Annotated in this window: 12 protein-coding genes and 1 tRNA gene; 10 read left to right on the plus strand and 3 right to left on the minus strand. The window is 50.5% G+C overall.

Annotated features, from left to right (window positions below; genetic code table 11):
• Positions 1-2: 2 nt before the first annotated feature.
• Positions 3-1043: a YkvI family membrane protein gene (locus tag AC6ESO_RS01670; RefSeq protein WP_497089889.1), complete on the minus strand. Its 1041-nt coding sequence runs from the start codon at positions 1041-1043 to the stop codon at positions 3-5.
• Between the two features lie 65 nt (positions 1044-1108).
• Here AC6ESO_RS01670 and AC6ESO_RS01675 point away from each other — a divergent pair, with 65 nt between their 5' ends.
• The gene (locus AC6ESO_RS01675) at positions 1109-2440 is read left to right on the plus strand and encodes an ArsB/NhaD family transporter (RefSeq protein WP_497089890.1); all 1332 of its coding nucleotides are present in this window, start codon (positions 1109-1111) and stop codon (positions 2438-2440) included.
• Here the strand turns inward: AC6ESO_RS01675 and AC6ESO_RS01680 are convergent.
• The gene (locus AC6ESO_RS01680) at positions 2414-3133 is read right to left on the minus strand and encodes a hypothetical protein (protein ID WP_497089891.1); all 720 of its coding nucleotides are present in this window, start codon (positions 3131-3133) and stop codon (positions 2414-2416) included. The two genes, AC6ESO_RS01675 and AC6ESO_RS01680, sit on opposite strands and share 27 nt — an antisense overlap.
• Before the next feature lie 189 nt (positions 3134-3322).
• Between AC6ESO_RS01680 and AC6ESO_RS01685 the strand changes: the two genes are divergently transcribed.
• The 5 genes from AC6ESO_RS01685 to AC6ESO_RS01705 all read left to right on the plus strand — a co-directional run bounded on the left by AC6ESO_RS01685 (position 3323) and on the right by AC6ESO_RS01705 (position 5253).
• A complete protein-coding gene (locus tag AC6ESO_RS01685) occupies positions 3323-3892 on the plus strand; it encodes a xanthine phosphoribosyltransferase (RefSeq protein WP_090978007.1) in 570 nt (189 codons plus the stop codon).
• An 89-nt stretch (positions 3893-3981) separates the two neighbouring features.
• Positions 3982-4302 (plus strand): hypothetical protein, encoded by a 321-nt coding sequence (locus AC6ESO_RS01690; protein WP_090978009.1) that lies wholly within the window; start codon positions 3982-3984, stop codon positions 4300-4302.
• An 88-nt stretch (positions 4303-4390) separates the two neighbouring features.
• Entirely contained in the window at positions 4391-4600 is a 210-nt protein-coding gene (locus AC6ESO_RS01695; RefSeq protein ID WP_494817074.1) for a hypothetical protein, read from the plus strand.
• A gap of 68 nt (positions 4601-4668) precedes the next feature.
• Entirely contained in the window at positions 4669-5058 is a 390-nt protein-coding gene (locus tag AC6ESO_RS01700; protein WP_497089892.1) for a TFIIB-type zinc ribbon-containing protein, read from the plus strand.
• A 108-nt stretch (positions 5059-5166) separates the two neighbouring features.
• A tRNA-Leu gene (locus tag AC6ESO_RS01705) sits at positions 5167-5253 on the plus strand.
• A 72-nt stretch (positions 5254-5325) separates the two neighbouring features.
• Here the strand turns inward: AC6ESO_RS01705 and AC6ESO_RS01710 are convergent.
• The gene (locus tag AC6ESO_RS01710; protein ID WP_497089893.1) at positions 5326-6189 is read right to left on the minus strand and encodes a helix-turn-helix domain-containing protein; all 864 of its coding nucleotides are present in this window, start codon (positions 6187-6189) and stop codon (positions 5326-5328) included.
• Positions 6190-6346: 157 nt separating this feature from the next.
• Between AC6ESO_RS01710 and AC6ESO_RS01715 the strand changes: the two genes are divergently transcribed.
• The 4 genes from AC6ESO_RS01715 to AC6ESO_RS01730 all read left to right on the plus strand — a co-directional run bounded on the left by AC6ESO_RS01715 (position 6347) and on the right by AC6ESO_RS01730 (position 13959).
• Positions 6347-8671 (plus strand): glycoside hydrolase family 95 protein, encoded by a 2325-nt coding sequence (locus AC6ESO_RS01715; protein WP_497089894.1) that lies wholly within the window; start codon positions 6347-6349, stop codon positions 8669-8671.
• A 178-nt stretch (positions 8672-8849) separates the two neighbouring features.
• Complete coding sequence (locus AC6ESO_RS01720) at positions 8850-11147, plus strand: helix-turn-helix domain-containing protein (protein ID WP_497089895.1); 2298 nt, start codon at positions 8850-8852, stop codon at positions 11145-11147.
• 14 nt (positions 11148-11161) lie between these two features.
• A complete protein-coding gene (locus AC6ESO_RS01725) occupies positions 11162-12811 on the plus strand; it encodes an extracellular solute-binding protein (protein ID WP_497089896.1) in 1650 nt (549 codons plus the stop codon).
• Between the two features lie 224 nt (positions 12812-13035).
• Positions 13036-13959 carry an ABC transporter permease subunit gene (locus AC6ESO_RS01730; protein ID WP_494817080.1) on the plus strand — a complete coding sequence of 308 codons (924 nt, stop codon included), beginning with the start codon at positions 13036-13038 and terminating at the stop codon, positions 13957-13959.
• Positions 13960-13974: the final 15 nt, after the last annotated feature.

Below are 13974 nucleotides of genomic sequence, written 5' to 3' on the forward strand. Positions count from 1 at the left end.
GTTCATTCCCCAATCGGAGGCCGCTGCTTAATCAGCAGCACCAGCCAACCCAGGCTGATGAGCCCAAAGAGCGGATAGAGCGTGGAGAGAAGCGGGCCGAATCCGATTTGGCTCGCTACATAACAACAAGCCAGTGTCAGAATTGTGAGCAGGGTCCGGGAAAGTTTGAGCCGTTCCTGCATCTGCAGCGTCAGTCCGTACACATCGGCAATCAGCGTGGTGAAGATTTCGGCAAAAATCAGGAAGATATAGATCCACTGAATGCCATGCCCGAGCTGGCGTGCGATACCGCCCATCGGAATCGCAAATTGCTGAATGCCCGGCATGTATACGGATAATGCGATATGGCCGGCAAGCAGCATGAAGCCGATCCCGATGCCGCCGATCCACGAGCCGTATACAATCGTTTTACGGTCTCGCATTTCTGCGCCAAGCGGTACGAGCACGGCCTGTGCCATCGATAAGTTGAAAGCGGCATAGAGGAATGGGGAGGCCCAAATGGAGACCGGCGAATGGTCGCTTGTCAGGAGCAGCCACCGATCCGAGCCGGGTGTTTTGACCGTATCGATGATGATGAGCACCGTGAAGAGCAGCATGACCGGCACCACGATCGCATTGACCGTCAAGATTGCATTCATCCCTTTGCGCAGCAGGAAGAAGCAGCCGACCATCGTGATCAGCAGGCCGGATTGATAAGAAATATTCCAATTCTCGGAGAAGATGGCGCCTGCGCCTGCGAGCATAACGGCACAAACACCGAACAAAACAATGAGCATGAAATGACTGATCCAGCGTCCAAAGCGATCGCCGAACAGCACTTTATTGACGTCTTCATAGGATTTAGCCCTGACGTCGCTTGCGATCAGCATCATTTTGGCGCCAAGCCAAACAAACATGATCGTAGCCATTAGAATCGTTACGGCACCTAGAAAGCCAAATCGAGTAAAAAATTGCAAGATCTCTTGTCCGGTTGCAAAACCTGCGCCAACTACCGTACCCATATACGTAAACGCGATTTGCATGATTTTACTCGCTCTTTTCATCCTTTTACATGACCTGCCTTTCGTACAATACCTACTAGTAAAGGTATGTCCGACTGAGGACAGGCATGACTATTATCCTTCTTATAAGAGAAAGCGGTGGATTTGCCGGTATGGCTATGGTTGTTGCCATTAGTGTTTTCTCTGCATCCCTCGCGCTGATTGTCTGGAAGCCAAAAGGAATTCACGAAGCCATTGTCGCCTTTCTAGGTGCGGCATTGCTGTTCGTAGCCAGACTTCTTACGCCGGAGGATGCGGCTTATATATGGAGCTTTGTTTGGAATGCGACCTTCTCCTTAATCGGCATTATGCTGTTTACGGCGCTTTTGGATGCGAATGGTTTTTTCCGATGGGCGGCGCTCCATATTGTACGATCCTTTCATCATAGGCAGCTGCGCCTATTAATCGGATTGTGCGCACTCGCTGCGGCAATCACGGTGTTTTTCAACAATGACGGCACGATTCTGATCATGATTCCGATCGTGCTTGAAGTAACGGCACTGCTTCAGCTGTCCCGCAGGAGCCGCATCGCGTTCTTGCTGGGGGTAGGCTTAATGGCAGATACCGCAAGCGCGCCTCTAATGATGAGCAATTTAACGAACATTCTGACAGCGGATTTCTTTCATCTGACCTTCGGGGAATATGCCAGAACGATGATTCTACCGGGGATTGTAGCGATACTGGTGACGATTGCGGTTACGGCAGGTTATTTCGGCAGAAGCATTCGCATGGAGGAAGAGAGACCTCATGCGCCGCAATCCTTTCCTGATCCGACTTCGGCGATCAGCCATAAAGGGCTGTTCTACCTCTCTTGGGTCATTATTGCGTCGATTATGGCAGGTTATTTATTAGCGGATAAAATGGGGGTTCCGGTAGCGGCCATCGCTTTGACAGGAGCCGCTGTCCAGTGGCTGGCAAGTATGGTTGCCGGCCAAGGGAACGTGAAAAAGACGCTCCGAGGAGCGCCTTGGTTGATCGTTGTATTCGCATTGTCGATGAATCTTATTGTTTACAGTATGTATCTGCACGGTGCGGTCAACTGGTTCCCCCACGCAATCAAGCCTTTGACGGATCAAGGACCATTGATTGGCATCCTTGGCTCCGGCGCGCTGTTCTCCCTGCTCAGTGCGGCAGTCAATAACTTGCCTGCAGTGCTCGTATCCTCGCTGGCGATCGAACAGACAGCCGGGCCGCATTATTTGCCGTACGCCAGCTTGCTCGGCACTTCTGTCGGCGCGAAGCTGACACCGATCGGTTCGCTCGCAACGCTTCTGTGGCTGCAATTGCTGCGCAGAGGCGGCATTGATATGTCTTGGCGCGAATACGCCAAATACGGACTGCTGTTAACCGTTCCGATTCTGCTTAGCGCACTCTTAACCTTGTGGCTTATCTTGAAGTAAAAAGAGCTTCATCGAAAGCACCTTTTTCGTTTGGGGATCAAGGTCCAGCTTCAGCAATGCTCCGGCAGCTTGATAAGCGAGTACGCTTGCGGTATGAGTAGTCGGTTTCCCTAAAGCTGCAGTTACGGCGTTCTCGCCGTCACCTACACGAAGCCCGCTTAGGCCGCTCGAAATAGTTTTCTCGAATACTTCCACAAACCGGACTTTCTTATCCGAACCATATCCGACGGAGAATCCGGCATACTCAATAACGGTAATGGTCTCTTTCTCATCATCGATTGTATAATTGTCCGTTTGCTTGCCGAGTCGTGTATCCAAAGTAGATTTGGCATCACCGATGGCGATGCCATGAAGCTTAGGCGCTTTGGCATCCCACTTCGGCTCTTCTTTCACTACAGCTTGCTTCGTTCCGGCCTTACCGGTGGAGGATTCCGTCTTCGCATCCGCGATCGTTGTGTCCTGCGAGGAATTCTCCTCGAATAATGCCTCTTGGCCGTCGCCTTTTGCAACATACGCTTTCTGAGGACTGTCGGAATGGTCGTCGATCAGTGACCCGGCTTGTTCAGCCGTTAACCGGCCCGTATTTGGACTTTCGATTCCCGCGACGCCAAGCGAGCAGCTTGAAAGCAGGAGAAGCATCGTGCAGGCGGCAGCCGTATAGGCGATTTGCTTGGTAGTTAAGCTCGATATCATTCGTGTCACACCTCCTTGATGTTCGTCCAGCATCCGACCGCTTCGTTGTTATACAGTTAGACGTCGGCAATGGAAAAAAGTTGCAAGGATTAGCAGTGGTTTCATGATATTTTTTACCGATTAGTTGCGCTTTTGGTGCCCCATATGATACCTTTAACGGAAAAGATTTTTTTGGTGGAGGGAAAGCGAATGGAACTGCTAAAAGAACGCATACTGCGTGAAGCCTCTATTCTAAATCAAGATGTACTTAAGCTGGATGCCCTGTTAAATCATCAGGTCGACCCGATTCTTACGCAAGAAATGGGTAAAGAATTTGCGCGTCTATATGCTGAAACGCCGATTACGAAGGTGATCACCGTGGAATCATCCGGCATACCGGTTGCTTTTACTACAGCGCTTGCGCTTGGGGTACCGCTCGTATTTGCACGCCGGAAGAAAACACTCATCGCCGATCCGGATGCCTACTGTGAACGTGTACCGTCATTCACGAAAGGCATTGTAACGGACATTATGGTTTCCCGTCAATTCCTAACGCCTGATGATACCGTGCTATTCATCGACGATATCATCGCTAACGGCGATGCAGCACGCGGTCTAATCAAAATTATCGAGCGTTCCGGTGCAACCTTGGCAGGACTTGGCATCGTCGTGGAGAAATCATTCCAGGCCGGTGCTCGTACGATTCGCGAACAAGGCATTCGCGTAGAATCGCTGGTGCGAATTGCTTCACTGGATGGCGGAAAAATTCGTTTCGAATAAGTTCCAGGTAATTTCCATGATCATCATCTTTTCGAGTTGAATGAATTGGCTTATAATGATCGTAAGTGACGGATTGGAGGCACAACTATATGGGACAATTATCTGCTGATTATTTAGTAACCAAATTGTCGGAAGCGAAGAACCATTTCGAACGTGCTCTTGACTGCAAGCATACTGATTTTGATGACTTGTACCCTTATATGATTGAGCATCCGCAGTTTTTCTGGTATAAACGGTATGTTGCATGGTCCGAACTCCTTACGATTGTGAAGCTCTCGACAGAGCTAGAGATGGATTGGAAAGAACAATTCACCGAGAAACAAGCGGAGTATATCACGAGCCGTGTCATGTCTTCCCGGGTTCTGGATGAATGGTATGAAACGAATGATTCGAAAGAGCATGTTAGCTGAGCGCAGAACTAACAAGTGAATCGAAAGACCTCAATGCTGGCATGAACTGCCGTATTGAGGTTTTTTTATAGAAATGGAGCGATCGAGGATGATATCGGAAGAACAGTTGGATCAATTTCGGGTTGCCGGAACTTCGGTGCGTGTAGTGAGAGATGGGATGGAAGCCAATGATGTGCTGGGCATTGTCGTTGCATGGGATGCGGACTCCGTCGTCATTCGCAAGCGCAGCCGCAGAGTAGTAAAGCTTAGCAGAAGCTATGTTTATGAGCCGGTGACTGCACCCCGAACGGAGCTGTAAGCAAAAAGTTGAAACAAAATGCAGGTTCATTCGTATTGTTGTAACAAACGTTACTGGAGGTTATATGAATGAAATGTCCTGTATGTTCAGATGTTCGTATGCGCGAGGTAGAGAAAGACGGCGTTCTGATCGACGTTTGCCCGGATTGTAAAGGGGTATGGCTGGATCGCGGCGAGCTGGACAAGCTTGTACGCGGTGTCAAAGAAGTTCGTGATGATTATGACCGCTTGGAGCGCAGCGTGAATGTCAATCCAGCGTATCCGCCGAATGCGACCCATTACGACCAGGATCGTGATCGCCACCGCAGTCAGGGTCAGGATCACAATTACAATACCGGCAAAGGCTACAGCCAGAACGGGTATGACTCTCACGGGTATGATAAGAATGGTTATGACAAATACGGTAAGCCGCGCAAGAAGAAAACGATGCTCGATGTTTTCGGAGACTTGTTCGATTGATCTATAGTTAGAAAATTTCAACTTTCGTTCTTCTTCTTGACTTCGCCTGAACCGGATGCCATAATAAAAAACGTGATTGCAGCTTGTTTGCAACCACATCTGCCAGATGCGGTCGTGGCGGAATTGGCAGACGCGCTAGATTCAGGTTCTAGTGGTGTAACAGCCGTGGAGGTTCGAGTCCTCTCGACCGCACCAATTATACAAACACAGAGAAGCCTTGCTTATGCAAGGCTTCTTTTTTTTTGCACTTAAGCTGGGGTAGATCCCTTATCGCAAGCCTCGGGGGCCAGTACGGAATTGCCTTGGACTTAGTCCGAAATGCGCGGTGAAATGCCGCGTGAACGAATGGATCGACGTGTAACCGAGCTTCTCGGCAATGGCCGTAATGCTGAGATCGCTCTCCTGGATAATTTGCGAGGCTCGCTTCATTAATTGTCTGTGCTGATAAGCTTTAGGAGTCAGGCCGGTTTCGCGCAGGAACAGCTCGTGAAAGTATGTTCGCTTCAGACCGCATGACTTCCACCAATCCGACACGGGCTCCCGTTTCTCCGGATGGGCATCGAGCCTAGCCAGCAACCGAACGATCCGATAGTCGCTCGGCTGATGCGTATGGACGGCGTTGTACCAAGCCAGCATCCAGCCGTAAAACAGGCTGTTAACCGTTTCTTGCCGATGGCAGCTTAAATCCTCGAATGACTTGGAGATGAGGTGCAGCAGATCGAAGAGCAGCGGATGTGCCTGCAGCGAGAAGACGCTTGGCATGCTGTCCAGCTCTTCGCAAGGGAATGCCGGTGTGGAGGTATGGGGCTGAAACTTCTCCGGATATCGGAAGAAGAAGCGATTTAAAGAACGCGGTTCCTGCTGCTCCCATAGATCGAAGTAGAGATTATAGGAAGATTGCGGATGCTCCGGTGAGAAATGAAAGGCATGAGGTTGACCGGGACGCAGGAAAACGAGCGTTCTTCTGCCGACGGGGTACCGTTTGCCGTCGACTTCCATCTCGCCGGGTCCGTCGGGGAAGAGATGCATGGCGTATACGCTGCAGGTCCGAAGCCCTTCGTTTGAGCTTCCGTCATATTGATAGGGCATGTAGTCCCCAAGGAATGGAGTGAGTTCCGTCAGTTTCTTCACCGCGGTAATTCCTTTCGTTACCGGATTTTCCGTTAACTTTTGGATGAGTGACCAAATACGAATATACCTTTCAATGATACGATAAATAGAGGAAATTCGAAATATGTATCTGCTTTCATGTACGGATGAAAGCATCAACTTCTTCAAGGAGTGAGCGATGATGAAAATATGGTATGACCGTTCCGCTTCGAATTGGGCGCAGGGACTGCCGATCGGAAATGGAAGCCTGGGTGCCGTTGTTTGCAGCGGAGCGGAAACCGAGACATGGCACTTGACGGAAACGACGTATTGGTCGGGTCAGAGTGAACGATCGCCCAGCCGTTCTGAGGGGAAAGCAGGCTTAGCCGCATTGAGAGAACTGTTCTTCGACGGCGATTATGCCAATGGCGAACGACTTGTTGAAAAGCAGCTGATGCCGACGAAAGGCAATTTCGGAACGAATGTGTCCATGTGCGATGTGAAGATCTATTTTGGCCATTCGGAGGAAGGCTTTGCAAGGGAATTGGATCTGGAGGAAGCGATTGTACGCACCGGCTATACTTCAGGGTGCACGCGATATGAACGCGAAATGTTCGCGACGCATGCCGATCATGCTATCGCAGCTCGTTATAGAAGTGATCAGCCGGGTTCACTTTCTTTTTCAGTCGCAATCGAAGGCAGATCTTCAACTTTCCATTCATGGGCAGAAGCGAGCGAAGAAGGAAGCGGTACGCTCTATTTCAACGGACAAGCCACCGAGAATGTACACAGCGATGGCACATGCGGTGTGAATGGGCGAGGTATGGTGAGCGTAATCGTGCGCGGCGGAACGGTGAGTATTCAAGGAGATGCGATAGTCGTAGAGCTAGCTGATGAGGCATGCCTCTATTTCACGGCAGCAACCGATTACGGCAGAGCGGATGAGCAATGGAAGGAAGAGCCTGCATGGAGAATCGAAAATGCGTCCCATAAAGGGTTCGATGCTTTGAAAGCCGCGCATGTTGCAGATTACCGCAAGCTGTATGAGCGCGTAACCATTGAGCTTGCTCCAGCATCGTCTCGATCGGAAGAGCTCGCAACCGTTACAACGGACAAAAGAATGCTGCACATGCGCGAGAATGGCGGTCATGACGATCCGCAGCTGTTCGCCTTGTTCTATCATTATGGCCGATATCTTATGATCGCCGGTTCCCGTGAGGACTCTAAGCTGCCCATGCATCTTCAGGGAATTTGGAATGATGGCGAAGCGGCGCGTATGGCGTGGAGCTGCGATTTCCATCTGGATGTGAACACCGAGATGAATTATTATCCGGCGGAGACCGGAAATTTAGCAGAATGCCATCTGCCGCTGCTTCGCTTCGTGGAGCAGCTGGCGAAATCCGGACGCCAAGCGGCACAGGATTTCTATGGCTGCGAGGGCTGGGTAGCGCACGTGTTCACGAATGCTTGGGGATTCGCGGCACCGGGCTGGCATTACTCGTGGGGGCTTAATGTCACCGGCGGCTTATGGCTGGCGGCACAGCTTATTGAGCATTACGAATTTAGCCGAGACGAAGTTTTTCTGAAGAATCTGGCGTATCCGGTATTGCGAGATGCGGCTGTATTCTATCTGGATTATATGGCGGTTCACCCAGAGACCGGACATCTGGTCACAGGGCCTTCCAATTCACCGGAGAACAGCTTCTATCCGGGCGAGGAGCAAACAGCATCCTATACGATGTCGATGGGGTCGGTCATGGATACGATGCTTGTACGTGAACTGTTTGAATTTCTCATCGATGCCTCTTTGCGGTTAGGGGCTGATGATGAGTTTCGTTCACAATTGATGGCGGCACTGCCTATTCTCCCGCCGCTTGCGGTTGGACGAGGCGGCCAGCTGCAGGAATGGCTGCAGGATTATGGCGAGGCTCAGCCTGATCATCGCCATTTATCGCATTTGTACGGATTGTATCCGGGTAACGAAATTACACCGGATCGTACGCCTGACCTTGCTGCAGCGGCAAGGCAGACACTAGATAACCGGCAGCGAGGCGCAGATTTGGAGGACGTGGAATTTACGCTTGCTCTGTTCGCGGCGGGAAGAGCCAGACTTCATGATGGAGACAAGGCTCAGGAGCATCTGACTTATCTGATCAGCCAGCTCTGCTTGGACAACATGCTGACTTACTCCAAATCCGGTATCGCAGGAGCGGAAGTGGATATCTTCGTCGTAGACGGCAACTTCGGCGGCGCTGCGGCATTCGCAGAGATGCTGCTCCAAAGCCATGCCGGCGAAATCCATCTGCTGCCTGCGCTGCCGCAGTCATGGCCGAACGGCCGATTCGCCGGACTTCGCACGCGCGGAGACGCCGAGGTCGCAGTGCAATGGGAGAGCGGCAGCCTTGTTAGCGTTACCGTCAAGGCGAACAAGCCTCTCGAAACAAAGCTGCGGTATGGTCGCATGGTCATAGACTTACACTTAGCGAGCGGGGAATCCCGTACTTTCAACGGCGTATTGGATTAAATTGTAAGATGAGAGGGAATGAGCGGAATAGATGGAAAATGAAGGTGAGCGGCTGAGGGGAAGTATCCTTTCAGTTGCTTTTCTTTTATATAAATGTCGTGCGGTGGGCCGAAATTTGTACGATAATAGAGTGCAGAGGCGTGATAGCGCTAACATAGATAAAGGGAGGGGGGGCCTGATGAAGAAGTTTTCAAGCGTGTTTCGAAGCTTCTTAGTTTCTTATATCGTCATATTAATCATTCCCAGCATTGCGGGATTCATATCTTATCGCACCTCCATCTCCGTTACAGAGAAGCTGTCGATCCAGAATAACGTTATACAGCTCCAGAAGAGCAAAGAATTGCTGGAGCGGCGGATGGCAGAGGTCGAAGGCTTCACGAGACAGCTCGCCATCAATCCGGACTTAAGCGTATTGATGAATGAGAAGAGCACGGGCGACCAGACGAATGTGTACGGGATCTGGAAAATGCTGCGCAGTGTCCTGACGTTCGGACAAACCAATGATTTTCTGCAGCAGTTTTATATTTATTTGGACAACTATAATGTCATCCTGACGCCGGGTTCTGCCTATTTCCGTCCGGAGCATTATTATGATAACTTCCGTTACACCGACCAGACGCTCGCCGAATGGAAGCAGACGGTGCTCGGGAAAACGCATCGCAGCGAAATCATGCCCCTTCGCAAATTTAATAATAAGGGTACACCGACTGCTGTCGTAACGTATTTGCAGTCTTTCCCACTCGACAGCTTTAGCGGCTCCTCGCCTGCCGTCGCCGTGGTCATTATCGACGAGAAAACGATCGCGAATTTATTGACGGGTATTTCGGACAAATACGGCGGTTGGACGCAAATCAGCGATGCCAACGGACAAACGATTGCTTCGACGGGTACCGGTTTGCCAGATATGAAGGTATTGTCCAAGGACCCTAAATTTGATCCGAAACAAACGAGTCAATTTTACGATGATGACCTCGTCATCACGATCCATTCGGAGACGAACGGCTGGGTTTATCGTTCCGGTATTCCGAGACACGCCTTATTGGAAAATGCGAATCAGATCAAGTTCATGACATGGACAATTACAGGCATTGCGCTTGCGATTGGTCTGCTGGTCGGCTTATTGCTGGCTTATCGCAACAGCGTCCCTATTCATAAGCTGGTTTCGGTCGTGAAGGAGCAGTTCGGCAAGGTGGAGACGGCTGAGCGGAACGAATACGATTTTCTGCACGGGAATATTGCCGAAATGATCCGGAGCAGCAATCAGCTGGAGTCTGAGCTGCACCGTCAGCTGCCGCTCATTCGGGATGCCTTCTTGAAACGGTTGATTTCCGGGGAGCTGCAGACACGGGAGGAGATTTTCGCCGCTGCTTCTCAAGCGAATACCGGCATTTACGGTCATTCCGGGTATGTGTGCATTCTGCATGTGCAGGGTTATACCGGAATGGACAGCGTTGAAGTGCTGAATGAGCTGCATGCCGCACGCCTCATTCTGAAGCAAGCGCTGCTTGATATTGCCGGCTTTATGCTGACAACCGATTGGGGCTCCGACCGCATCGTCATCGTGTTCGCTTGCAAAGAAGCGGAGACCGGTAATGCGCTCGGACGCCATGAGATCGCCGCGCTGCTGGAGCAGCTGTCGCGGCAAGCTTTTGCAGATTACCGCATTACGTTTACGGCTGCGCTCGGCGATCAATTTGGATCGGAAACCGAAGTGAATGTTTCCTACGAGCAAGCGAAGCAGACGCTGGAGCATGCGCTGCACGCGGATCGCAAAGGCGTCGTTTGGTATGATGAAACGAGCATGGAGAGCGCAACTTATTATTATCCGCTTGAACTGGAGCTTCGTTTGATCGGGACGATCCGGGCAGGGGAAACGGACGAAGCAAGACGAATTGTCCGTTCCGTACTTTCGCTTAATACCGAACAGCGCGAGCTGTCGGTCGAGATGTGGCATCAGCTGGTTGGAGAAGTTAAGGGTACGCTCTTGAAGCTGCTCGATCAGAAGACCTTCATGGAATCCGGTATATTCGAACAGTTGAAGGACCGGGTTATTGCCATTCAAGCGCTGGATAAGCGTACCTTCCAGGCGGAAATCGAGGATATTGCCGATGCGATGTGCGCGGTAGTCGTCAGCCGCAAGAATGACAGTCACACGAGAACGGTCGACGGTATCAAAGGTTATATCGGCGAACACTTCTCCGATTCGGAGCTGACGTTATACCGGATTGCGGAGCAGGTGGAGCGGCCGGAGAAATACATTTCGCAGCTGTTTAAGGAAGTGACCGGCTCCAATCTATCCGATTATTTGGAACAGGTGCGGATGGAGCATGCCATTACTTTACTGCGCGAGAATCGATATACGGTCGATGAAATATCATCCCGAGTCGGCTATAACAGCTCCCATTCGTTCCGAAGAGCTTTCAAACGCGTTACAGGCGTGTCACCAAGCTCGTACCGGCAGACTGCCGAGGGTTGAAAGGAGGATTTGCATTGAAGAAGGCTGCTCGTTCTGTTTGTGCCGCAATTGCACTAGTCGCACTCCTCTTCGTACTTCCTGCCTGCGATTATATCAAGCAGCAGGACAAGTCCGCAGCTAAACCGATCCGCATCAGCGTTTTCGCACAGCAGGATTCGGATCAAAATTTGAAAACGAATGAATTCTCGCGAACACTGGAGCAAAAGTTTAACGTCTCCTTCGACTGGAGAACGATTCGGTATGAAGGTGCCAAGGAAAAGAGACAAATATCGCTGGCGAGCGGGAATTATCCCGATGCTTATATCCTGACGAGCTATATCGATCAATTCACGCAGGCGGACGTTCTTCGTTATGGAAAACAAGGGATATTCTATCCGCTGAATGATCTGATCGAACAATATGCGCCGAATATCAAAGCAGCTTTCGATAAAGAGCCAGGACTTCGCGCGCTTAATACGGCGCCGGATGGCAATATCTATGGATTGGCCGCATTCAGCGACTGTTTCCATTGCTCCTATCCTTATAAGCTGTGGTTAAACGACAAATGGCTCAAGAAGCTGCATCTGAAGATGCCAAAGACGACCGAGGAACTCCGCGAAGTGCTAAAGGCGTTCAAGAATGGCGACCCGAACGGCAATGGCTTAGCCGATGAAATACCACTTAGCGGCTCGACGGAGGATTACGGCGTGCGTGTGCTTCCTTTTCTGATGAACGGCTTTGTTTATGACGACGATCGCACGTATGTCGAAGTGGCCAATGGAAAAGTCAGTCTGGCGGCGGACAAGCCGGAATGGCGCGAGGGACTGAAATACGTTAAATCCTTATATGATGAAGGCTTAATCGACGTAGGCGCTTTTACGCAAAATGCGGATGCATATAAACAGCTCGGCGAGAATGCCGGCGCGCAACTATTGGGAGCGGGGACGGCCATGCATCCGGCGATCTTTGTTGATACGGGGCTTGGCAACAAACGGGGCAGCGATTATGTGCCTGTTCCGCCTCTTCAAGGGCCGCATGCTTCTTACGCGGTTTATTATCAGTCGGGCAGCACGCCCGGTGCTAAATTTGCCATTACGGATAAGGCGAGCCCGGAAGCGCGTATCGCACTCATTCGAATTGCAGATTATCTGTATACGCCCGATGGCCAAGCCGGTGCGGAAATTGGCAAGGAAGGTCTCGATTGGCGAAGACCGCTGGATGGCGAACAAGCGCTTGACCCCAATATTCCGGCGAAGTTCGCGAGTATTGTCGTGAAAGAGTCTGATGCTCACCATAATACGAGATGGAGCGGGATGGGCCATTTCTATATGCCGAAATCCTACAGGGACAGCTGGGTGCAGGATATGGACATTTATTCTCCAGCCGGATATGAGAGAAGACTTTATCAGGCGACGGAATTATACGCCGGACATGAGCCTAAAGAATTTTTCCCGATGTGGTCGGTCTGGATCGATTCTTCGAATGCCGATGAAGCAAGTCTGCTGCAATCGAATATTAAACACGAGATCGACGAGAGCGGGATGGCGTTCATAACTGGCCAATTAGATCTCGATAAGGATTGGGATGGATACGTAAACGGGCTTAAGGCACTTGGCTCGAACCGTTACGTTACGATTTTGCAGCAGGCGTACGACAGATGGATTGCGCAAGAAAATACCAAATAATCACTTTAGCCGGCCGCGGCAGATGCGGCCGGTTTTTTTGCGCCTGTTTGCGAGGTAAGGGCGCTCAGATGGCCGTTTTATGGGGAAATGTCCCCCTGATTTCGGGAGATCTGTACGCTAAAAGACGTAATTGTACCTTCCTTGAGATACCGAAAATCACCTATGATCGATCCTGTAGAAAGCGCTGTCACACATCAAGGATGGATTCATAGGAGGGGATTGTTTTGGAAGCCGCTGGCAAACGTCTCGGCGCAAGAAGAAGTTTCGCAAGACATTGGCAATTGTATCTCGTCGTCACGCCACCGCTTTTATTCTTTATTATTTTTAAATACTACCCGATGTTGAACGCTGTTCTTGCCTTCAAAGACTATTACGTGACGAAGGGGATCTGGGGCAGCCCATGGGTTGGCCTTCACAACTTCAGAATGTTCTTTGAGAACCCGGTGTTCAGTACGATCGTGAAGAATACGCTTACGCTTAGCTTCTATCTGCTGCTTGCCGGATTCCCTGTTCCGATTGTACTGGCGCTCATGTTAAATGAAGTACGCGCTCAGAAGTTCAAGCGTTTCGTGCAGCTTGTCACCTTTGCGCCGTACTTTATTTCCACGGTCGTCATGGTCTCGATCATTATGCTTTTCCTAGCGCCGAGGCTTGGATTTGTAAACGTATTCATGAATCACTTGGGGCTGGAATCCGTTAACTTCCTGGGTAACCCGAACATGTTCACATCCATTTATGTATGGTCGGATATTTGGCAGACAGCCGGTTATTCCGCCGTTATCTATTTGGCAGCACTTGCTGGGGTTGATCCAACGCTATATGAAGCAGCCAAGGTGGACGGCGCATCTCGCTTCCAGAAAATTTGGAACGTGGATTTGCCGGGCATTCTGCCCACGATCTCGATCATCTTGATTCTAAATGTCGGTAACGTCATGGCAATCGGCTTCGAGAAAGTGTATCTGCTTCAAAATAAATTAAATATCGCCAGCTCGGAGATTATCGCGACATACGTGTATCAAATTGGTTTGCTGAATGCGAATTACAGCTTTGCGACGGCAGTGGGTTTGTTTAACTCTGTCATCAATCTTGTCCTGTTATTTACGGTAAACGCAATGGCACGACGGTTTTTGAAATCCAGCATCTGGTAACGAAGAGGTGTTTAC

This window comes from Paenibacillus rhizoryzae, from assembly GCF_059686995.1.

What these genes read in the sequence shown, in the direction of transcription:
- AC6ESO_RS01670 (WP_497089889.1), bottom strand. Translation starts at nt 1,043, where the DNA reads ATGAAAAGAGCGAGTAAAATCATGCAAATCGCGTTTACGTATATGGGT.
- AC6ESO_RS01675 (WP_497089890.1), top strand. Translation starts at nt 1,109, where the DNA reads ATGACTATTATCCTTCTTATAAGAGAAAGCGGTGGATTTGCCGGTATG.
- AC6ESO_RS01680 (WP_497089891.1), bottom strand. Translation starts at nt 3,133, where the DNA reads ATGATATCGAGCTTAACTACCAAGCAAATCGCCTATACGGCTGCCGCC.
- AC6ESO_RS01685 (WP_090978007.1), top strand. Translation starts at nt 3,323, where the DNA reads ATGGAACTGCTAAAAGAACGCATACTGCGTGAAGCCTCTATTCTAAAT.
- AC6ESO_RS01690 (WP_090978009.1), top strand. Translation starts at nt 3,982, where the DNA reads ATGGGACAATTATCTGCTGATTATTTAGTAACCAAATTGTCGGAAGCG.
- AC6ESO_RS01695 (WP_494817074.1), top strand. Translation starts at nt 4,391, where the DNA reads ATGATATCGGAAGAACAGTTGGATCAATTTCGGGTTGCCGGAACTTCG.
- AC6ESO_RS01700 (WP_497089892.1), top strand. Translation starts at nt 4,669, where the DNA reads ATGAAATGTCCTGTATGTTCAGATGTTCGTATGCGCGAGGTAGAGAAA.
- AC6ESO_RS01715 (WP_497089894.1), top strand. Translation starts at nt 6,347, where the DNA reads ATGATGAAAATATGGTATGACCGTTCCGCTTCGAATTGGGCGCAGGGA.
- AC6ESO_RS01720 (WP_497089895.1), top strand. Translation starts at nt 8,850, where the DNA reads ATGAAGAAGTTTTCAAGCGTGTTTCGAAGCTTCTTAGTTTCTTATATC.